A 20,685-nucleotide genomic window follows, 5' to 3' on the forward strand; every position below is an offset into this window, starting at 1 on the left:
GGCTCCCTTTATGGGGGCCTTTTTGTTGCCCGCGATTTGTACAGGATCAAGCCGCGCGCTCATCCCCCGGACTGCGTTCGAAATAACGTTTGTACTCGCGGCTGAACTGCGACGTGCTCTGATACCCCACCCGATGCGCCACCTGCGCCACTCCCAGTCCTTCGGCGATCAACAACGTCTGCGCCTTCAACAAACGCAAACGCTTCAGATACTGCACCGGCGACAGCAACGTGCTGCGTTTGAAATGCTCATGAAAGGTCGACACGCTCATGTTCGCGCAACTGGCCAGCGTCTCGACGTTCAACGGTTCGGTGTAATGCGCATGCAGATGACTGATCGAAGCCGCGACCCGCGCGAACTGCCCCTGCTGCTCGACCAGCGCGCGCAGCACATCAGCCTGAGGTCCGCGCAACGCGACGAACAACAACTCCCGCACCCGCGCCGGGCCGAGAATCTGGCATTCCAGCGGATCGTGCAGACAACGTAGCAAGCGTTCGACACAACCACGCATGTCATCGTCGAGCACCACCGACGTCATCGACTCTGGGGTCTGCGCCGGAATATGCCGCCCCGGCGCCAGCCCCATGGCCAGCACCAGTTCGCCGAGCAGCACCCGGTCGATCGCCACCGATACGCCGAGCAACGGCGCGTCCGGCAACGCATAGGTCTCGCACTCGAACGGCACCGGCAAGGCCTGGATCAGGTAATGCCCGGCGCCGTACTCCATGGTGCGCGGCCCCAGATACGCCAGTTTGCTGCCCTGGGCGATGATCATCAGGCTCGGCTCATAAATGTGCGGGCCACGGGCGACGTCGCAACTGGCGCGCAACACCTGCACGCCCGGCAGCCCGGTCTGGCTGTAACCATCGCGCAGCGCCAGCGGTTCGATCAGCGAAACCAGGGTAGCGTTGGCATCAAGGTGACGGGTCAATTGCATCGGGTGGCTCTTCAGAAAAAATCACGGAAAAAGGGATAAAAGCATCATCGCAGATCCTTTTGCCAATGCGACCGATCAACCCCGCATGCCGGAGGATTAGGCATGACACCCGGAGGAATCGCCATGGCCGGACAAGCGTACGGCGCCCAGAATGCGCCGCCTCACTTGTCACTGCTTTTGCGAGGTTTCACATGTACACCGCCATCGGCTATGCCGCTCAAACGGCCACCACGCCCCTCGCCCCGATGAAGTTCGAACGCCGCAGCCCTCGGGCCGACGACGTCGCCATCGAAATCCTGTACTGCGGCGTCTGCCACTCCGACATCCACCAGGCGCGCAACGAATGGGGCATCGCCGTTTACCCGTTGATGCCCGGCCACGAGATCGTCGGAAAAGTCACCGCCGTTGGTGCGAATGTCACTAAACACAAGGTAGGCGATCTGGTTGGCGTCGGTTGCATGGTCGACTCCTGCCGCACCTGCGAAGCCTGCCAGTCGAACCTCGAGCAATACTGCCTCGAAGGCCCGACCATGACCTATGCCACCCCGGACCGGGTCGATGGAACAAACACCATGGGCGGTTATTCGGACAGCATCGTGGTCAGCGAACACTTCGTGGTGCGCATTCCCGAGAAGCTGAACCTGGCGGCCGCTGCACCGATTCTCTGCGCCGGCATCACCACCTACTCGCCGCTCAAGCACTACGGCGTGAAGGCCGGCGACAAGGTCGGGATTCTCGGCATGGGCGGCCTCGGCCACATGGGCATCAAGTTCGCCAAGGCCATGGGCGCCGAAGTGACGCTGTTCACCCGTTCGGCAAGCAAGGCCGAGGAAGGTCGTCGTCAGGGCGCCGATCACGTGATCGTCTCCACCGACGAAGAGCAGATGAAAGCCGCTGCCGGTCGTTTCGACTTCCTGCTCGACACGATTCCGGTGCAGCACGATCTGAATCCGTACCTCGACACCCTGCGCTTCGACGGTGTGCACATACTGGTGGGGCTGATCGAACCGATCGATCCGCCGGTCCACGCCGCCAAGTTGGTATTGGGTCGCCGGGTACTGGCCGGCTCGTTGATCGGTGGCGTTGCCGAAACCCAGGAAGTCCTGGATTTCTGCGCTGAGCACAACATCAGCTGCGACATCGAAATGCTCGACATCCGCCAGATCAACGAAGCCTACGCCCGCATGATCGCCGGTGATGTGAAGTATCGCTTCGTCATCGACATGGCGACTCTGAAGCTCTGATTCCTCAGACCTTCAAGCCAAGTTCTGCCGAGAGCCGGGCCGTGACCCCTTTGATCAGGGGAATCAGCTCGGCCATTTTTTCCAGCGGCATGTACGGCACGGTGCTGGCGATGCTGATCGCTGCGACGATGCGCTTGCTCGCGTCGCGGATCGGCGCCGCCACGCAGCGGATCGACGGTTCGTTGTCTTCCAGATCGAACGCGTAGCCGCCGGCCACGTACTCGGTCATCCGCTGCTCCATCTGCTCCCACGACTGCTGGGGATGCTGCGGCCAGAACTGACTTTTCCCACCCGCCGGCAGGCTGATGTCGTACAGGCGCTGCCAGTCCTGCGGCGCGTCATCCAGCATCAAGGCTTTGCCGATCCCGGTCCGCGCCAACGGCATGCGATGGCCGACCCGCGAACGCATTTCCGGACCGTTGCGCCCCGGATTCTTCAACAGGTACAGCACCTCGTCGCCTTCGCGAATCCCCAGGTGAACGGTGTCGCCGGTCAGCGCCGACAACTCGTCCAGATACGGCCCGGCCAGGGTCACCAGCGGCAATTCTTCACGCGCCTGAAAACCCAGTTCGATCAACTTCGGCCCCAGCAGATAACCGACTTGCGGCACGACGCGCAGGTAGCGCTCATCCACCAGACAACTGGCCAGACGATGGGTGGTGCTGCGCGTGGTACCGATCAGGCGGGCAATCTCTTTGAGATCACGGGCGCCACTGGCGACGGCCTGCACCACACCCAACCCGCGAAGCAGGGTCTGGGTGCCGGTCGGCGCGGCGTCCTTGGCGGTTTTTGGGGCGTCTTCCTGCATATCCAGCCTTTAGCGTTGAGCGAGGGAACGGGCGGCATTATGGTCGCCCGACATAGCCGACTACAACTTGATGCGCTCGACCTTGCCTACCAGCAGCACGTAGGACAAAGCACCGATCAATGCCAGAACCGCGATGTAGGTGATCGCCGGGGCGAACGAATCACCGCTGGCGAGGAAGCCGATGACAATCGGCGTGGCAATCGCCGACAGGTTGCCGATGAAGTTGAACACCCCGCCGGTCAAACCCAGCAATCGCGCCGGCGCCAGTGTCGAGACCAGCGACCAGGTAATCGACGCCAATCCGTTGCCGAAAAACGCCAGCGCCAGGAAGGCAATCACCAATGGTGTCGATTCGACGAAGTTGGCACCGATGATCGAGGTGGAAATCAGCAACCCGCCAATGATTGGCAACTTGCGCGCAAACCCGACGGTGCAGCCGCGACGGATCAGGAAGTCGGAAAAGAACCCGGAACACAGCACGCCGATGAACGCGGCGAGAAACGGCAGCGACGCCAGCAGACCGGACTTGATGAAGTCCATGCCGCGGTATTTCACCAGGTAGGTCGGGAACCACGTCAGGAAAAACCACAGCGTCGAGTTCAGGCAGAACTGGCCGAGGTAGATCCCCCACAGCTTGCGTTTGCTGAGGACAATGCCGAGATCGGTCCAGCTGAATTTCGCCTTCACCTCGGCGGTTTCGGCGGCGATGTCCACCAACCCGCCGCCCTCGCGGATCAGGTCGATTTCCGCTTCGTTGGCGCCTTTGAAATCACGCGGTTCGCGATACACCGCGTACCAGATCGCCGCCCAGATGATGCCCACCGCGCCGGTCGCGACAAATACCATGTGCCAGCCGAATTCATGTTGCAGCCACGCCAGCACCGGGGTCAGGAACGCCAGCCCGACAAACTGCCCGGAGGTGTAGAACCCGATGGCCGTGGCCCGCTCACGCTCGGGGAACCAGGTCGTCACCACGCGGCTGTTGATCGGGTACGCCGGCGCTTCCAGCGCACCGACCGCCATGCGCAGCACGAACAGCGCGATGAAACTGGCGGCGAAACCGAGCATCACCGTGGCCAGCGACCACAGCAACAGTGCGACGCTATAAAGGATGCGCGGCGGCACCCGGTCCACCAGCCAGCCGCCGGGGATCTGCATGGCGGCGTAGGTCCAGCCGAACGCCGAGAAGATCAGCCCGACGTGCACCGGATCGATGCCCAGATCCGTCGTCAGTGCAGGGGCGGCAATCGACAGGTTGCTGCGGTCGAGGTAGTTGATGACCACGGTGATGAACAGCAACACCATGATGAAAAATCGCTTGCGGCTGGGCGTGACTAACGTCGCTTGCCCGGTGAGGGTTTGCGGTTGCATGGGGAGCGCCTCTTCTTATGTTTATTGAGGTCGAGGGTTGTTGGCGAGATCGTTCCCACGCTCCGCGTGGGAACGCAGCCCGGGACGCTCTGCGTCCCAAGAGCGGACGCAGAGCGTCCATTGAGGCATTCCCACGCGGAGCGTGGGAACGATCGCTTAGAAGGAAATCAGCGACTCACCACTCGGCAAAACTGCCATCGGCATGACGCCAGATCGGGTTGCGCCAGCGGTGGCCGACCGCCGCGCGTTCGATCACGTATTCCTCGTTGATCTCGATCCCCAGGCCCGGGCCGTTGGGGATCTTCACGAAGCCTTTGTCGTAATCGAACACCCGTGGATCCTTCACATAGTCGAGCAGGTCATTGCTCTCGTTGTAATGGATGCCCAGGCTCTGCTCCTGGATAAACGCGTTGTAACAAGCGGCGTCCAGTTGCAGACACGCCGCCAGTGCAATCGGCCCCAGCGGGCAGTGCAGTGCCAGCGCCACGTCGTAGGCTTCGGCCATGTTGGCGATTTTGCGAGTCTCGGTGATGCCACCGGCGTGGGACGCATCCGGCTGGATGATGTCGACGTAACCTTCGCTCAACACACGTTTAAAGTCCCACCGCGAAAACAGCCGCTCGCCGAGGGCAATCGGGGTGCTGGTCAGCGGAGCCAGTTCCTTCAGCGCTTCATAGTTTTCGCTGAGCACCGGCTCTTCGATGAACATCAGTTTGTACGGGTCGAGTTCCTTCATCAGGACCTTGGCCATCGGTTTGTGCACCCGGCCATGGAAGTCGACACCGATGCCGACGTTCGGCCCTACCGCATCGCGCACGGCGGCAACGTTGGCCAGCGCCAGATCGACTTTTTCGAAGGTATCGAGAAATTGCAGCTCCTCGGTGCCGTTCATTTTCACCGCTGTAAAACCACGGCCCACCGCCTCTTTCGCGGCCCGCGCCGTGTCCGCCGGACGGTCGCCGCCGATCCACGAATACACGCGGATCTTGTCCCGCACCTGACCACCGAGCAGGTCGCTGACCGACACGCCCAGCGCCTTACCCTTGATATCCCACAGCGCCTGATCGATGCCGGCCAGTGCGCTCATGTGGATCGCGCCGCCCCGGTAGAAGCCGCCGCGGTACAGCACGGTCCAGATGTCTTCGATATTGCGTGGGTCTTTGCCGATCAGGTAGTCGGACAATTCCTCGACCGCTGCAGCAACCGTGTGGGCCCGGCCCTCGACCACGGGCTCGCCCCAACCGGTCACGCCCTCGTCGGTTTCGACTTTCAGGAAGCACCAGCGCGGCGGGACGATGAAGGTGGTGAGTTTGGTGATTTTCATCTGCTTGTCTCTCTTGTTAGATGCAGCGCACGCAGCGCCGGAAAAGTCTTAGCGAAGGGCTTTCCAGGCCGCCACGTAGGCCTTGGCATTGGCCGCCACTTGCTCAGTCGTCATGCCCGGCTTGAACAGCCCAGACCCGAGGCCGAAGCCTTTGACGCCAGCGTCGATGAATGCCTGCATGTTCTCCGGGGTAATGCCGCCGACCGGGGCCAGAATCGTCCCGACCGGCAACACCGCCAGCCAGGCTTTCACCACTGCCGGGCCCATCTGTTCGGCCGGGAACAGCTTGAGAATGTCCGCCCCCTCCTCCAGCGCCGCAAAGGCTTCGGTCGGCGTGGCGACGCCCGGCGACAGGTACAGCCCCGCCGCTTTCGCGGCCCGCAGCACCTTGGCATCGCTGTGGGGCATGACGATCACCTGGCCGCCGGCCTCTTTCACCCGTTCGACCTGTTCCGGGGTCAGCACCGTGCCGGCACCGATCAGGCAATCGGCAGGCAAGGTCTTACGCAGGATACGAATGCTTTCGTACGGCGCGGGGGAATTGAGCGGTACTTCGATGACGCGAAATCCGGCCGCGTACAGGACTTCTCCGACAGATGCGGCTTCCTGCGGATGCAGGCCGCGCAGGATCGCGATCAGACCGTTTTGCGCCAGTGCTTGCTTGAGCATGTCAGGCCTCCAGTCAGGGTTAACGGGATGAGGAATCGATCAGTCCGGCGGCGAGCGCCAGTTGCCACAGACCACGCTCGGTGGCTTGCTCGGCCAGGGTCACCCGGGCGAAACCGCAGGCGTCGAGGGCCCGGCTGTAACGGGCGCACAACTGCGCGTTGCCGATGAGGATGATCGAAGGAAGATGTTTGCTGTTGCGCCGGCGTCGTTGCACGGCGGCCAATGCTGTCAGCTCGTGGCCGATCAGCAGGCCGGACAGATAGTCCGGTTGCGCGGTGGCGCCGAGTTCACCGGTCAGGCCCAGGCTCCGGGCGCTGAACAGGGTCGACAGCACGCCGATCTCGCCCTCCGCCGATAACGCCACCTGCACGCCGCGCTCGAAGGCATCGGCGTCGAACGTCGCGCTGTGCTGTTGGGTACGGCCGAGAATGCTGTGCTCGCTGAGCACGGCGAACACTTCGCCGGTCATGAAGGTGTCGAAGCGGGTGATGCAGCCATCGGCCACTTCCACCCATTTCGAATGACTGCCGGGCAGGCCGATCAGCAGATCATTGCCCGCCTCGACCGGCAGATTCTGCAGGACGCCGAGGACTTGGGTTTCCTCGCCGCGCATCACGTTCGGCAGCGTCGAGCGCTGAATCACACCCGGCACGATGTGCACATCGACACCGCGAAGACTGCGTACGGTTTGCAGGGATTTTCCGAGATCGGCGACGTTGGCCGGCGTATCGCGGTAGGACGCTTCGCGCCAGCCCTGGGCGCTGCCAACCATGCCGCAGGCAATCACCGGCAAGCCGGGTTGCACGTCGAGCCAGTCGCCGCACGCCTCGTCGAACGCCAGTTCAAAACCCTCGGCGCATTCGCGACCGTTGATGACCCGTGGCGTCTTCGGCAACTGCATGATCCCGAACGACAGCGAACGCTGCGCCAGCACCTGCCCGCCCGCCGCGAGTTTGTAAGCACGTAGTGAGGTCGTCCCCCAATCGAGCGCGATCAATTGCGCCAGCATCGCTTCACCTGTTTTGTTATTGGCAGTGAGTGAGCTGGACTATAGACCTCTCAGGCTGGAAATCTCAATATGTAATTTTGCATCCCATATTTTGGGATTCGAATTCCTAAAAAATCGGACAGCTCGCTGAGCAGCAATCGCAGCCCGTTTAAAATTTATCGATCTCTCTTAATAGATCTGCCGTTGGAACCTTCATGTCCTCCGACAAATATATTTTATAGGAGTAGGAATTAATTCTGACCTTACAGACAATAGACTCTCGGCCCACTAATAAAGACCTCAATGCCTCACCCGCAATGATTTTTTCACTGGTATCGTTTTTTCTTTCGAAAAATAAAACATCCGCTCTGAATACCGGCCCGGCACTTGAAATTTCAGGCTCGATAAAACCCTCTCCATATCTACCCGCAGAGTGAGGTGCCGAAAAATCAAAATCGCCCTCAAAAGAGCACAGCAGCGTCTGGCTTATTCTTGATTTGAAAAGATTGACAACATCAACATCGGACGAGAAACGCACCTGATAAATGCCCCTATCCAAATAACGTTCAACACCAACGTATTGTAAATGAGCAATGGGCTTATCATGATTCATCGCACAGGAAGTGCAAAGCAAGAAAGCCATGCATAAAATTATATTACGCACATTTCCGTCCTTTAAAATGAGTAACAACAACCTGCATCAAAGCGTCTCTGGCCGATATCCCACTTTGCAGGGCTGATGTGTAGATAACCCAGGCATCGGCGTGATTCACATTCACTCGACCGTTCATATTGGGCCCATTTTTCATATCCCATTGCTCTCCAAAATCGGCTACGAGATCGGAAAAATTCCAGTCTTTGGCATCGGCTCTGACGTTAACCCAATATTCCGCCTTCGGCTTCGGCTCTTGACGGTAGATGTTAGAAACCCCCCACACGATTTTTCCTTCGCCAACCGGATCGAGTGTAACCAGACACGGAATTCGATACCCCTTATCAGTCAATACAGCTGACAGGTGCGCACCATTCCATCCGCCCAAGCTATGCCCAATGATATATACAGGCGTGGTCACATCAGTAATTTTCTCCAACACATTCTTTTTCAGATCATCATCACTAATAAAATAGTTATAACCAATATGGTGGGCGTCATAATTATCAGAACAAATACCCTCAGCCTCCATATCCCTGAAAAACACTTTCATGACGTCAGCAACGTTATTATTGGGGCCTGTGCCGTAATAACTTTCTTTATCACCCGCACCACCCACAAAAAACAGAACAATCTTTTTGGGAGTGATCGTGGCCTGCTTGACTGTTCCGTCCGTTTTGCAGGTCAGATCGTGGGTCACGACCAGTCTTTTACACCCTTTCAGAGCAGGATTTTCAGCGGTCATATATTCCTACTCCACGAACAGCTTGATCGACTCAGGCAAATGCGAACTCACCGTATGGGTGAAGCCCGCGTCATTGGTTACGCCGTGCTCCACGCTCCCATCAGCGCGTTGAATCGCGTAAGGGTGATTTGGCATAGGCTCACCAGTAATTTCGTTAATCACCTGCATCCGATCATTGAAATGCACCGGCATCGGCAGCAACCCACTAAACGCAGCCCCTCCCCCGCTCTGGCCAATAATCACCGTCCCCGACCCACCGACCACGACATTGCCATGTCCACCGGTGCTGTCGAGCATCGCCGCATTCAGGCCGTTGATGAAGACCGTGGCGGAAACACCGCCGGTAATCGGGCTGCCGCACGCCGATTTATCGGTCATGCGCGCAGCGGGGAGTCCGTCGAAGAACACGTCCGGCGAACCAGAGACGATCGGGTTGTTGCCGTGGCCCGGCAGTGGGCAGGCGGTTGGGTCGGTGACGCGTGCAGCGGGTTTACCACTCAATTCAAAGCTCCTTGCTTCAGAGGTTTCGGATGAGGCTGATAGAGGTCGACGTCGGTCGCGGCGAAACGCCAGCGGTTGTCGACCGAATCAAACAGCGCGTGACAATGCTCGCGGCTGTTCGGGGGGGTGAGGGTTTGCAGTTGTTGCCAGGCTTCGTCGGCAAACCAGTTCAACTCGGCAGTTGTGGCGTCATCGAGTTGGTTGAGCCAGGTGTTGTAGCCGGTCAGTCGATGCTGGTCGTAGGTGGTTTGCAGCAGCTCGGCCATTTGCGGGCCGAAATCCAGATAGCGCTCGGCTGTCCAGCGGCCGGTTTCCGAGTAGACATACCAGCCCATCGGCGACAGCACGCCTTGGTGGAAAATCGATTGCCCCGCAGGCGCGACAAAACCGCAGCATACGTGCAGGGTCAGCCAGCCTTGATGGGCATCGATGAATCCGTTCGGATCGAACGTGCGCAGCGGTATCACCCGGTAGTTTTCGTAGCCCGCACTGCGTGTCATCAGCTCGGCATCGAGGCGCGAGACAAACGCACGGATGGCTGTGCCCCCCAAGCGGTTGACGGTGCAGAGGATGTCCACCGGTTGGCGGTTCGGGTTGTCGCTTGAGCCGAGGTTTTTGATCAGGCCATACAGGCGGATCGACGCCCGTAGTCCGCTCATCGCCGGTCACTCGTTGACGCAGCGAAGGCTCCACGGGCGTGGAGAAAGAGTGCCAGAGGCATTGCAGGTGTCGTCCGTGAGCGCGCAAAAATGGCGCGTAGAATGCCGGACCAGAGCGGTTTGGACAATCGAATCAGCAATCAGATTGCCACTATTTGTTCAGCCCTCGGCAAACTCGCGCAACACCTTGCCATCCATGCGGTAACGCACCCACTCTTCCTGCGGCTGGGCGCCGAGGGATTTGTAGAATTCGATGGCCGGGGTGTTCCAGTCCAGCACGCTCCATTCGAAGCGGCCGCAGTCGTTGGCGCAGGCGATTTTCGCGAGGTGGCGCAGCAGGGTTTTGCCGGCGCCACCGCCCCGTTGTTCCGGGGTGATGTAGAGGTCTTCGAGGTACAGGCAGTTGCTGCCCAGCCAGGTCGAATAGCTGAAGAAGAACACCGCAAAACCGATTGGCAAGCCGTCGCGCAGGCAAATCAGGCCATGGGCCGTGGCGCCTTCGCTGAACAGGCTGCGCTCGATGTCGGCGACGCTGGCGATGACTTCGTGACGGGCCTTTTCGAAGTCTGCCAATTCGGTGATGAACGCGAGGATTTGCGGTGCATCGCTGGGGGTCGCCGGGCGGATTTCGATCGTCATGGACGGGCCTTGTCGGAAAAAGGAAAACGCCATACTAAGGCGGCGCGCGGCGCTCGTCACATGGCAAAGCAAACACTACCCTCCCACAGGGATTTCTGACTGGTCTGAAGGATTTTCATGAACGCATTCGAACCACTGGCCTCACTCGCCGCCGAACTGCTGCCCCACGCACTGGAACCGTCGGAAGACGGCGCTCATGATCTGTCGCATCTGCAACGGGTCTGGCACAACGCGCGCACCTTGCAGGCCGACGAAGGCGGCGACCTTGAAGTGCTGCTCGCGGCCGTGCTGCTGCACGATTGTGTGGCGGTGGAAAAGAACTCGCCGCTGCGCTCACAGGCATCGCGTCTGGCCGCGGAAAAAGCCTCGAAGGTGCTGGCGAACATGCATTGGCCCGAAGCCAAAATCGACGCTGTCACCCACGCCATCGAGGCCCACAGCTTTTCCGCCAACATCGCCCCGCTCACCCTCGAAGCGCAACTGGTGCAGGACGCCGACCGTCTCGACTCCCTCGGCATGCTCGGCGTCGCCCGCACCTTTTACACCGCCGGACGCATGGGCAGCGCGCTGTACGACCCGCAAGATCCCGAGGCCCGGGAAAGGGACTACGACGACAAGCGATTCTGCCTCGACCATTTCCAGACCAAACTGCTGCACCTCGCCGACGGATTCCAGACCGTTGCCGGCCAACGTCTGGCACAGCTCCGTCATCAACGCCTGAAAGGTTTCATGGAGCAATTCAAGGAAGAGATCGGCCTCGAAAGCACTCAGCCCTTCTGAACCGTTCGTCGATCATCAGGCACCAATCTTTCACGAGGACAGACCAAAAGGAGGTAAGGATTTCAATCACTGGAGACACTCTATGATCTCGTCAAGGTTGACTGCGCTCGTATTCGCTACCCTCCTCAGCCCGGCGGTATTCGCCGCCTCGACTACCGCTGCCGGTACCGGGCCGACCGATCCGGTTACCCAGCCAAGAGCTCCCGCCATCAACAGTGCCCCCGGTATGAATACCGACGGTTCGGGTGTACCGCTGATCAATCAGCCACCCGCCACGGGAACCGATCCTCGCACCCAGGGCAGCGATCCCGGACGCCAGGGCGGCATGAACACCCCCGACGCTCCGGCCGCCCCCGACAACGCCGGTCCCGGCGTCGGCTCGAAAACCACCACGGGTGGTTCGGGCTCTGAAGGCGCAGGACAGTGATCCGTGCTTCATCCACGCAACGTGTCTTATCCACTTCCCTGAAGAGGTAACCATGAACGTAGATAAAAACCTGGAAAAAGAAGTCCTCACCCGCCTGTTGCATGCCCACCCGAGCGGCCTCGGCAAAGAGGTGCTGGACAATTATCGCGGCGAGAAAGTCGTGGCCAGTGCCCTCGCCGCCCTGCAGGAGCGTGGACTGATTCACCACGGACACATCACTTGCAATGAAGCCGGAGAGCATTCGCTGAATCTGCCGATCAAGCTCAGCGCTGCGGGTGTGGAAGCGGCCCGTAAGCTCGATACCTGACGCTTGCGGTCACTGGCGCAGGCAGTGGTTGAATGCGCCGCCTGCGCCAGACATGCAGAGATTCATCCAACCACCAGGAGACTCGCCATGCCTCGTGGAAGCAAAGCCAAATACACTGAAGAACAGAAGCGCAAAGCCGAACACATCGAAGACAGCTATCAGAACAAAGGGATGTCCAAGGACGAAGCTGAAGCCCGCGCCTGGGCGACTGTGAACAAACAGTCCGGCGGCGGCGAGAAGGCCGGAGGTTCCGGGCGTCGGAAACCGGCCAGTACCAAGGCCGAGGATCGCAAGGAATCAGCGCGGCGCGCGGCTGTGAGTCGTGATGGACATTCGCGCGACAGCAAGGCTTCACGCGAAGTACAGACGGTCGACAGCCTGCGCAAGGAGGCCCGGGAGCGGAAAATCCCCGGGCGTTCGTCGATGCGTAAAGATGAGTTGATTGCGGCGTTGCGCAGAGCCGGCTAGGTCCAGACTGGATGTAACGGCTGAAGGCCTTATCGCTGGCAAGCCAGCGATTGCGATCGTTCAGTCAGTGCATTTTTTGCTGATCAGCACATCAACCTCCGCAGTGCCAGGAGCGGTCGCCGGGCCCCAGCGAGTGACCGCTAACGCAGCCGCAGCGTTGGCGCGCCTTGCGGCTTCGTGAGCGGCCAGTCCTTGCGCCAGCCCGGCGACGAATACGCCGGCATGCGCATCGCCCGCGCCGTTGCTGTCCACTGCCTGCACCTTGAAACCCGGCACATGCTGACGTTCACCGCGCTGATGAATCCAGCAACCCTGCGGACCGTCGCGCACGACCATCAGCACTTTCTGTGGCAGGTGCACGGCCAAGCGGTCCAACGCGGTTTCGATGTCAGCCGCGCCCGTGAAACGCAGCGCCTCGACGCTGTTGCTGGTCCACACATCGATGCGCGGCAGCAACGCCTGCATCATCGGTGAGTCCGGCGATTCCACCAGCGGGCCCGGATCGAACACCACATTGATTGTCTTCGGCAGCGCCAGCGTCCAGTCCAGCAACGCCTGGGCCTTGCCGCTGTGCAGCAGGCTGTAGCCGCTGACGTAGACGTAGTCCCCCGCCTCGGCGGCAACGCTGTTCAGTTCCGCCGCCGTGACTTCACCTTCGGCGCCGATGTAGGAAATGAAGCTGCGTTCCGCCGACGCATCGGTCAGCGCCACGCAGATCCCGGTGTCACGCTCTGCAGGTTGATCGAGGCCGATGCGGATGCCTTCGGCATTCATCGCCTGCCGCGCCAGATCGCCGAAACGTCCATTACCGTGGCGACCCAGATAGACCACCGGCAAGCCGTTGCGCGCGGCGGCAGCCATCACATTGAAGCCGCCGCCGGCTTCGAAACTGGCGGACTGCGCCAGCACGTCACCGCCGATTTGCGGCAGCGCCTCCACGGCCATGACCAGGTCGATGATGACCTGGCCGGTGTGCAACATCTTAGGCATGAGCATTCTCGGATTGCGCAGCGCGGCGATCTCTTGCCCCGCCGAGTACAAAGTAAATGCCGCCGGCGACCACGAACGTCACGATCCAACCGAGGCCGTTGTGGCCCAGCCAGGAGTCGGACAGGAAACCCTTGAACCAGACATTTTCAGCCGTGGTGCCGATGGTGGTGAAACTGAAGCCCAGCACGATGGCGATCGCCCACGCGCCGAATGCGCGCCACTCGATGCCGCCGCTGTACCAGTAGGCGCTGCTCGGGCTGACGTCGAGCAGGTCTTTCGGGCTGTAGTAGTGACGGTGAATCAGGTCGACCACGAAGATCCCGACCCACGCAGTGATCGGCACTGCCAGCAGGGAAATGAAGGTAATGAACGGGCCGTAGAAACTGTCGGCGATCAGCATGAAGTAGATCGAACCGGCGAAGATCGCCACGATGTCGACCACCACCGCGTATACGCGCTTGACCTTCAGGCCGAGGGTCAGCGTGGTCAGACCGGCGGAGTACACCGACAGGTTGTTCGACAGCAGCAGGCCACCGAATGCAGTGATCAGGTACGGCACGGCCATCCAGGTCGGCAGCATGTCGCGGATCGCCACGATCGGATCAGTCGCCGATGCCAGGTCGTTGTTGCCCACCGAGAGCAGGCCGCCGAGGGTGATCAGCAGCACCAGCGGAATTCCCGCGCCGAACGCCGCCGAAGCCACCAGACGCACGGCTTTGACGCTGCGATGCTGATAGCGCGACATGTCGGCGCCGGCATTCGCCCAGCCGATCCCGGTGCCGGCGGCCATGGTGCCGATGCCGATGATCATCGCGCTGATCGGCGCCGGCGTGGCGTTGAACACCGCGCTCCAGTCGATGGTCGCGCAGAGGAAGCCGCCGACCAGAATGTTCAGCGCGCCGAACACGTAGGTGGCCCACTTCTGGATCACCAGCAACGTGGCGTGGCCGAGGCCGGATACCGACAAGGTCAGCAGCACGAAAATCGCGATGAAGATCAGGGTCAGCACCGGCGCGCTTTTGGCTTCCACCGGCGAGCCGAACAGGATCGAGCACAACGACAGCAGCACAAACGCCGCCGTGGTGGTGTTGACGGTTTCCCAGCCCAGGCGCGACATCAGCGACACCAGCGTCGGGCCGATATTGCCGCGTACACCGAAGATTGCCCGCGACAAAGTCAGACTCGGCGCACGACCGCGACGGCCAGCAATCGAGATGATCCCCACCACCGCGAACGAACCGGCAGCGCCGAGAATGGCGACGATGATTGCCTGCCAGATCGCCAGGCCGCGAAACGCAACCAGCGTGGCGCCCAGCGGCAGGCCGAGGATGGAAATGTTGGCAGCAAACCAGACCCAGAACAGTTGCAGCGGATGGCCGTTGCACTCACCTTCCGGCACCGGTTCGATGCCCCGGGTTTCCAGTTGCCCGGCGCTTTGTCCGGCGGTCGATGAACTCATGAGAAATGCTCCTGTTTGCCTTTATTGTGATTGTGGCAATGACGCAGAACGAAAAGACATCCCGCCCTTCCTGGGCCTGTCTGCGCGATCCATTGCGGGTGAATATTCAGGGTTTGCGATGGCGTCAGTCCAATCAGCGCAAGGCCAACAGCCCTGTCACCAACGGTTCCAGCTCCAGACCATTGACGGCCTTCACCGTCTCGATCATCGGCGCCGGCCAGCTCTGCAGGCCCAGGCAGGCCCCGAGCATGGCGCCGAGAATCGCGGCGATGGTGTCGGTGTCGCCACCCAGGCTCGCGGCCATGCACAGCGCATCGAACGGCGTCATTTCACCGACCGCGACTTGCTGCGCGAGGGCGAATGACACCACTACCGACTCCTGCGAGGCCACCGAGGTGCCGATCACGTCGTACAGCAGATCCGCGAGCAACACCGGGTCGCTCTCGACACTGATGCTGCGCGCCCAACTGATCCGCGAGGCGATGCGCCCGCCGGCCACCCAGTGCCCGTGAGACTCCGCTTGCTGGGCGATTTGCTGGCCGAGGTTCAGCGCCTCACCCAGATCCAGACCGTTGATGCCGGCCGAGACCACCGCCGCCACCGCCGCCGCGCTGGAAATCCCCAGCGTGGTGTTGTGAGTGACCTGACAGGCCTGCACCACCGCCGCAATGAAGCGCCCGGGGTCGGCGACATCCGCCGCGATGCCCACCGGGGTGATGCGCATCGCGGCGCCGTTGGTGGTGCCGTAGCGCCCGGCCTCTTCCGGCGAGTGGCCGGCGAGAATCATTTCAATCGCACGCTTGGTCGACGGGCCGAGCAAGTCCTGCGAACCCTTGGCCTGCATCTCGGCTTCCCATTCGATCAGCCGTTGCGCGAGCACCGCCGGTTCGATCCGGCCCTTGCCTGCGACCAGTAACTCGCCGACCAGAATCGCCTGTTCGGTGTCATCGGTGATCGAGCCCTTGGGCATGTTCGCGGCAATCGGCTGCAAGGGGCCGGCGTCTTGCAGATCGGTGATCTGGCCGAAGCGCTGCTTGATGGTTTCGCGATTCAGGGATTGGGTCGGCATGCCCAGCGCGTCGCCCAGGGCCAGGCCATAAAACGCGCCCAAGGCACGGTCGAGGGCGGTCATTTCGATTCTCCAAATTGCAGGTGCAGACGGAAATGCACCGGGTCGAGCAGGCTTTCGACCTGTTCCATGAAACGGTTTTGCCGGTCGTAGGTGGTGCGCAATGCCTTGAGGAACACCGTGCCCTCCGGACGGCCGAGCAGTTCGGCGTCCAAGGCTTTGAGCGGTTCGGCACCGATCCACTGATCGCCGCGCTCGCCGATGTAACCGTAGGCGGCCAGGGTGATGGTCAGGGAGTTGTCGATCAGGCCGACCCGCGGCAGGCTTTCCAGGCCTCCGCTGGCGGGCATCAGAGAGCGTTCAAGGGACACCGCCGTGCCATCGTTGGAACGGCGGCGACGTTCGAGAAGAATGAATTGATCGGAGCCGAAACGTGCAAGCAGATCCGCACGGGTCACGGCCTCCAGACGCAGCACGTCGGTATTGATCATCGCCCCGCTGTCAGCCAGGGCCTGGGCCCAGCCGCTGCGCTGGTCGAGCACTACCCCGTCAAACGTGACGATGGAACCGACTCCGCTTTGCGTAGCGATGTATTTGCGCCGTTTCAGTTCGGCCAGCGCTTCGCGCAACGTGCCACGGCTGACGTTGAATTCCTGAGCCAACTGATGCTCGCCGGGCAACAGAAAGCCGTCCTCCATGAGGCCGCTTTCGATGCGTCGGACGAGCTCGTCGACCACCCGTTGTTTCTTGTCAAATCGTACCTGTCTAATCATGTACAAAGTGATAACCGAAACGGGTTGAGACGGGCAAGGGAAATTTTGGGTGGGGTGACGGAAGGCGGGAAGATCAAGAGCGCCCTCATCGGAACGCCGCCCGCCTAGCCCTCTCCCGGAGGGAGAGGGAACTGAATGGGGGATATTTGGGAGATACGCCGACCTGAGCCCGCTCGCTGAATCCATAATCGACTGAATTCTTCAGGTCAATGTAGAGCGCAAGACACCTCGGTCAGCTCCCTCTCCCTCCGGGAGAGGGCGGGGGGTGAGGGAGCTTTTGATCTCAGCGCTGTTTCAGACGGTCAATGACAACAGCCAACAACAAAATCGACCCACGAATCACATACTGATAAAACGTGTCGATATTCTTCAGATTCATCGCATTCTCGATAATCGCCAGAATCAAAACCCCGGCAATCACATGCCGGATCATCCCGATCCCGCCACTCAGCGACACCCCGCCCAGTACGCAAGCCGAAATCACCGTCAGCTCAAACCCCTGCCCGATCATCGGCTGCCCTGAAGTCATCCGCGAAGCCAGAATCACCCCCGCCAACGCACCAATAACCCCGTGCACCGCGAAGATGATGATCTTCGTCCGGTCAACATTCACCCCCGCCAGCAGCGCCGCTTCCTGGTTGCCGCCGATGGCCATGGTGTTGCGCCCGTAGGTCGTGTAATTCAGCAGCCAGCCGAAAAACAGGAAGCAGACGATGGTGATCAGGATCGGCACCGGTACGCCGAACAACTGACCATTACCAAAGACGAAAAACGACTCCTGCGAGACGCCCACCGCTTTGCCGTTGGCAAAGATGTAAGCCAGGCCACGGACGATCTGCATGGTCGCCAGCGTCGTGATCAACGCGTTGACCCGCAACTTGGCGATCACGATGCCGTTGATCAAGCCGACGATCAGGCCCATCACCAGCGCCGCGCTGACACCGAGAAACACGCTGTTGGTGTCGCGCATGACCACCGCCGCAACCACCCCGGCGCAGGCAATCACCGAACCCACCGACAAGTCGAAATGCCCCGACGCCAGGCAATACAACATGGTGCACGCTGCGATCCCGGTAGTGGAGATCGCCAGACCCAGGCCACGCATGTTCAGCGGCGAAAGGAAGTTGTCGATCAGCAGGGTGCAGGCGACAAAAATGCCCACCGCCGCCAGCAGCATCACCCAGTCATCGAGGAAGCGCCGCATATCCAGAGGTTTGCGCTCGGTCGGCAGGGTTTCGTTTTGGGTTGTCATCATAGTCACCTCTCAGTTCGCCACGCCGTCAGCGCGGTGGCGCGGCAAAGCCAGTTGCAGCAGGTTGGATTCGTTGGCCTGGTCGCGGCTGACTTCGCCACGCAGGGCGCCCTCGCACAGCACCAGAATGCGGTCGGAAATGCCCATCACTTCCATCAGATCGCTGGACACCACGATCACCGAAATACCGTCGGCGGCCAGGTTATGGATGATCTGGTAGATCTCGGCCTTGGCACCGATGTCGATGCCCCGGGTCGGCTCGTCGAGCAGCAGCACTTTCATCGGCATCGACAGCCAGCGACCGAGAATGGCTTTCTGCTGATTGCCGCCGGACAGGAACTTGATCTGTTGCCCGGCATGGGGCGTTTTCACTTTCAGGGCCTTGATCTGTTTCTCGGCGTTGCCCTTTTCCCAGATCCCGCGCAGCAGGCAGCCGAGCCCGGAATGCGCACCGCGCGCACTGATGTTGATGTTCTCGGCGACGCTGGCGAGCGGGATGATGCCTTCCTTCTTGCGGTCTTCCGGGCACAACAGAATCCCGGCAGCAATCGCATCGCGGGGCGAACGCAGTTTCAGTTCATGGCCGCGCAATTCCAGGCGTCCGGCGGTGTTGCGCTCCAGACCGCTGAGCAGCCGGAACAGCTCGGTGCGCCCGGCCCCGACCAGTCCGAACAGGCCCAGAATCTCGCCTTTGTGCGCATCGAAACTGATCGGCTCACGCAGGCCCGGGCCGAGCAAGCCATCGACTCTCAGCGCCACGGCACCGCGCGGGCGACCGCGATAATCGTAGATGTCCTGAATGTCGCGCCCGACCATGCAGGTCACCAGTTGATCGTGGGTCAGCTGGCTCATGTCGTCGAAGGTGCGCACGTAGCGACCATCCTTGAACACCGTCACCGCGTCGCAGATGCGGAACACTTCTTCCATGCGGTGGGAGACGTAGAGCACCACTTTGCCCTCGTCGCGCAGCCGACCGATGATCGCCATCAAGCGGTCGATTTCCCGCGCCGAGAGGCTGCTGGTCGGTTCGTCAAAAGCAATCACATGGGCGCCACGGGACAGCGCCTTGGCGATTTCCACCAGTTGCCGCTGACCGAGGGACAGGCGTCCGACCTTGGTCTGCGGGTCGATTTCATCGGCCAGGCCTTTGAGGCATGCCAATGCCTGCTGGCGCAGCGCGCCGCGATTGATCAGGCCGAAGCTGGCCGGCAGGTGACCGAGGAACAGGTTCTCGGCCACGGTCATTTCCGGCACCAGATGCAACTCCTGGTGAATCACCGCCACGCCGCTGCCGATGCTGTCGGCGGTGGACTTGAACGCCATCGTCCGCTCGCCGATCTGCAGCTCGCCGCTGCTCGGAATGTAGGCGCCGCCGAGGATTTTCAGCAGGGTCGATTTGCCGGCGCCGTTCTCGCCCATCAAGGCGTGAACCTGTCCGGGGTGAGCGACGAAACTGATGCCGTCCAGCGCCTTCACGCCCGGGAAGGTCTTGCCGATCCCGTTGAAACGCAGGCTGCCGCTGGCGCTGTGTTCTTGTGTCTGTACTTGCGCGTGCATTTAAGCCACCTCATCACACCGTTCAAGCGGCCCGGCTGCCCGGGCCGCCGCTGCCGTCAGTTCCACAGGCCGATCTTCTCCAGCTCCTGCTTGAAGTTGTCGCGGGTGATCAGGGTGACGTCGTCCATCGCGGTGTACTTCGGCGGTTCCTTGCCGGTGGTGACCCACTCGTACATCATCTCGGCGGTCTTGTAGCCTTCGATGTGCGGGCTCGGCAGCATCGAACCGTAGAAGCCACTGTTGGGCTTTTTCAGTTCGCCGATGGCGTCGGTGCCGTTGATGCCGATACCGATCACGTTGGTCGCGGCAAACCCGGCGGCTTCGGTGGCGCGCACGCCGCCGAGCACGGTGTTGTCGTTCATGCCGCCGATGATCAGGTTCTTCGCCGCGCCCGGCAGCTTGACCAGCGCCGAGTTGGTGGCGTCCATGCTGCCCGGTACGTCGAGGGTTTTCAGAGCGGCAGTCAGAATGTGATCTTTCGGCATGCCCGCATCTTCCAGCGCCTTCATCGAGCCGTCGGTGCGCTTCTTGCCGGTGTCGAGTTCGTTGTAGGTGTTGACCACCGCGTAGGTGTCTTTCCAGTCCCAGTTACGCTTTTTCGCCTCGGCGGCCATGGCGGCGCCCTGCTTCTGGCCGACTTCGAAGGCAGCCATGCCGAGGTACGGCACGTCTTCCATGAATTTGCCATTGGCATCGACGAAGCGGTCGTCGACGGCGATCACTTTCAGGTCATTGAGCTTGGCCTTGGCCATGATCGCCGGGCCGAGCGATACGTCCGGCGGGCAGATGACGAAGCCCTTGGCGCCGTTGGCCGCGAGGCTATCGATGGCAGAAAGGGTTTTCTCGCCGTCCGGCACGGCGATCTTGATCAGTTCGAAGCCTTTGTCCTTGGCAGCTTTCTCGGCGAAGGCCCATTCAGTCTGGAACCATGGCTCTTCGGCTTGTTTGACCAGAAAACCGATCTTCACGGCTTCGGCGGCCAGCAGCGAACTGCTCAGGCTGAACGCAGTAACCGCCAGCGCGGTACTGCACAGGGTACGAATCCCGAAACGACGTTTCATAAGCA

Annotated in this window: 23 protein-coding genes; 5 read left to right on the plus strand and 18 right to left on the minus strand. The window is 61.0% G+C overall.

Annotated features, from left to right (window positions below):
* Positions 1 to 46: 46 nt before the first annotated feature.
* Positions 47 to 937, minus strand: coding sequence for an AraC family transcriptional regulator (locus tag ACEN93_RS08670; protein WP_011335404.1), 891 nt, complete (start codon positions 935 to 937; stop codon positions 47 to 49).
* 191 nt (positions 938 to 1,128) lie between these two features.
* On the opposite strand from ACEN93_RS08670, the gene ACEN93_RS08675 reads away from it, so the two are divergent.
* The gene (locus ACEN93_RS08675; protein WP_039770621.1) at positions 1,129 to 2,181 is read left to right on the plus strand and encodes an NAD(P)-dependent alcohol dehydrogenase; all 1,053 of its coding nucleotides are present in this window, start codon (positions 1,129 to 1,131) and stop codon (positions 2,179 to 2,181) included.
* Positions 2,182 to 2,185: 4 nt separating this feature from the next.
* Here the strand turns inward: ACEN93_RS08675 and ACEN93_RS08680 are convergent, their stop codons facing one another.
* The 10 genes from ACEN93_RS08680 to ACEN93_RS08725 form a co-directional block, all read right to left on the minus strand.
* Positions 2,186 to 2,989 carry an IclR family transcriptional regulator gene (locus tag ACEN93_RS08680; protein ID WP_039770626.1) on the minus strand — a complete coding sequence of 268 codons (804 nt, stop codon included), beginning with the start codon at positions 2,987 to 2,989 and terminating at the stop codon, positions 2,186 to 2,188.
* 60 nt (positions 2,990 to 3,049) lie between these two features.
* Positions 3,050 to 4,360: an MFS transporter gene (locus tag ACEN93_RS08685; protein WP_495611308.1), complete on the minus strand. Its 1,311-nt coding sequence runs from the start codon at positions 4,358 to 4,360 to the stop codon at positions 3,050 to 3,052.
* Between the two features lie 175 nt (positions 4,361 to 4,535).
* On the minus strand, positions 4,536 to 5,684 hold the full coding sequence (gene dgoD / locus ACEN93_RS08690) for a galactonate dehydratase (RefSeq protein ID WP_007950849.1): 1,149 nt from the start codon (positions 5,682 to 5,684) through the stop codon (positions 4,536 to 4,538).
* A gap of 48 nt (positions 5,685 to 5,732) precedes the next feature.
* On the minus strand, positions 5,733 to 6,353 hold the full coding sequence (locus ACEN93_RS08695) for a 2-dehydro-3-deoxy-6-phosphogalactonate aldolase (RefSeq protein WP_039770628.1): 621 nt from the start codon (positions 6,351 to 6,353) through the stop codon (positions 5,733 to 5,735).
* Positions 6,354 to 6,372: 19 nt separating this feature from the next.
* Positions 6,373 to 7,362: a 2-dehydro-3-deoxygalactonokinase gene (locus tag ACEN93_RS08700; RefSeq protein WP_495611309.1), complete on the minus strand. Its 990-nt coding sequence runs from the start codon at positions 7,360 to 7,362 to the stop codon at positions 6,373 to 6,375.
* A gap of 148 nt (positions 7,363 to 7,510) precedes the next feature.
* Positions 7,511 to 8,005, minus strand: a complete 495-nt coding sequence (locus ACEN93_RS08705; RefSeq protein ID WP_074688079.1) for a hypothetical protein — start codon at positions 8,003 to 8,005, stop codon at positions 7,511 to 7,513.
* A complete protein-coding gene (locus tag ACEN93_RS08710) occupies positions 7,998 to 8,738 on the minus strand; it encodes an alpha/beta hydrolase family protein (RefSeq protein WP_074688081.1) in 741 nt (246 codons plus the stop codon). Before ACEN93_RS08710 ends, ACEN93_RS08705 begins: the two co-directional genes overlap by 8 nt.
* 6 nt (positions 8,739 to 8,744) lie before the next feature.
* On the minus strand, positions 8,745 to 9,239 hold the full coding sequence (locus ACEN93_RS08715; protein WP_074688083.1) for a PAAR domain-containing protein: 495 nt from the start codon (positions 9,237 to 9,239) through the stop codon (positions 8,745 to 8,747).
* Positions 9,236 to 9,898: a hypothetical protein gene (locus ACEN93_RS08720; protein ID WP_074688085.1), complete on the minus strand. Its 663-nt coding sequence runs from the start codon at positions 9,896 to 9,898 to the stop codon at positions 9,236 to 9,238. Before ACEN93_RS08720 ends, ACEN93_RS08715 begins: the two co-directional genes overlap by 4 nt.
* 159 nt (positions 9,899 to 10,057) lie before the next feature.
* A complete protein-coding gene (locus tag ACEN93_RS08725; RefSeq protein ID WP_041475599.1) occupies positions 10,058 to 10,537 on the minus strand; it encodes a GNAT family N-acetyltransferase in 480 nt (159 codons plus the stop codon).
* Between the two features lie 117 nt (positions 10,538 to 10,654).
* On the opposite strand from ACEN93_RS08725, the gene ACEN93_RS08730 reads away from it, so the two are divergent.
* The 4 genes from ACEN93_RS08730 to ACEN93_RS08745 all read left to right on the plus strand — a co-directional run bounded on the left by ACEN93_RS08730 (position 10,655) and on the right by ACEN93_RS08745 (position 12,519).
* Positions 10,655 to 11,317 (plus strand): HD domain-containing protein, encoded by a 663-nt coding sequence (locus ACEN93_RS08730; RefSeq protein WP_495611310.1) that lies wholly within the window; start codon positions 10,655 to 10,657, stop codon positions 11,315 to 11,317.
* 82 nt (positions 11,318 to 11,399) lie between these two features.
* On the plus strand, positions 11,400 to 11,744 hold the full coding sequence (locus tag ACEN93_RS08735; protein ID WP_039770633.1) for a hypothetical protein: 345 nt from the start codon (positions 11,400 to 11,402) through the stop codon (positions 11,742 to 11,744).
* 52 nt (positions 11,745 to 11,796) lie between these two features.
* Positions 11,797 to 12,051 (plus strand): hypothetical protein, encoded by a 255-nt coding sequence (locus tag ACEN93_RS08740; protein ID WP_011335416.1) that lies wholly within the window; start codon positions 11,797 to 11,799, stop codon positions 12,049 to 12,051.
* Positions 12,052 to 12,138: 87 nt separating this feature from the next.
* Entirely contained in the window at positions 12,139 to 12,519 is a 381-nt protein-coding gene (locus tag ACEN93_RS08745; protein WP_495611311.1) for a Rho termination factor N-terminal domain-containing protein, read from the plus strand.
* A 60-nt stretch (positions 12,520 to 12,579) separates the two neighbouring features.
* Here ACEN93_RS08745 and ACEN93_RS08750 read toward each other — a convergent pair whose 3' ends face one another.
* From ACEN93_RS08750 to ACEN93_RS08780, 7 genes are all read right to left on the minus strand, one after another.
* On the minus strand, positions 12,580 to 13,509 hold the full coding sequence (locus tag ACEN93_RS08750; protein ID WP_495611312.1) for a PfkB family carbohydrate kinase: 930 nt from the start codon (positions 13,507 to 13,509) through the stop codon (positions 12,580 to 12,582).
* On the minus strand, positions 13,502 to 14,968 hold the full coding sequence (locus tag ACEN93_RS08755; protein ID WP_074688091.1) for a purine-cytosine permease family protein: 1,467 nt from the start codon (positions 14,966 to 14,968) through the stop codon (positions 13,502 to 13,504). Before ACEN93_RS08755 ends, ACEN93_RS08750 begins: the two co-directional genes overlap by 8 nt.
* A 133-nt stretch (positions 14,969 to 15,101) precedes the next feature.
* Entirely contained in the window at positions 15,102 to 16,100 is a 999-nt protein-coding gene (locus ACEN93_RS08760; RefSeq protein WP_074688093.1) for an ADP-ribosylglycohydrolase family protein, read from the minus strand.
* Entirely contained in the window at positions 16,097 to 16,810 is a 714-nt protein-coding gene (locus ACEN93_RS08765) for a GntR family transcriptional regulator (protein ID WP_074688095.1), read from the minus strand. Before ACEN93_RS08765 ends, ACEN93_RS08760 begins: the two co-directional genes overlap by 4 nt.
* Before the next feature lie 283 nt (positions 16,811 to 17,093).
* On the minus strand, positions 17,094 to 18,062 hold the full coding sequence (gene araH / locus ACEN93_RS08770; RefSeq protein WP_011335422.1) for an L-arabinose ABC transporter permease AraH: 969 nt from the start codon (positions 18,060 to 18,062) through the stop codon (positions 17,094 to 17,096).
* Positions 18,063 to 18,074: 12 nt separating this feature from the next.
* Positions 18,075 to 19,619 carry an L-arabinose ABC transporter ATP-binding protein AraG gene (gene araG / locus ACEN93_RS08775; RefSeq protein WP_108562965.1) on the minus strand — a complete coding sequence of 515 codons (1,545 nt, stop codon included), beginning with the start codon at positions 19,617 to 19,619 and terminating at the stop codon, positions 18,075 to 18,077.
* Between the two features lie 56 nt (positions 19,620 to 19,675).
* Positions 19,676 to 20,680 carry a substrate-binding domain-containing protein gene (locus ACEN93_RS08780; RefSeq protein WP_074688098.1) on the minus strand — a complete coding sequence of 335 codons (1,005 nt, stop codon included), beginning with the start codon at positions 20,678 to 20,680 and terminating at the stop codon, positions 19,676 to 19,678.
* Positions 20,681 to 20,685: the final 5 nt, after the last annotated feature.

The organism is Pseudomonas sp. Pseusp21 (assembly GCF_059492145.1).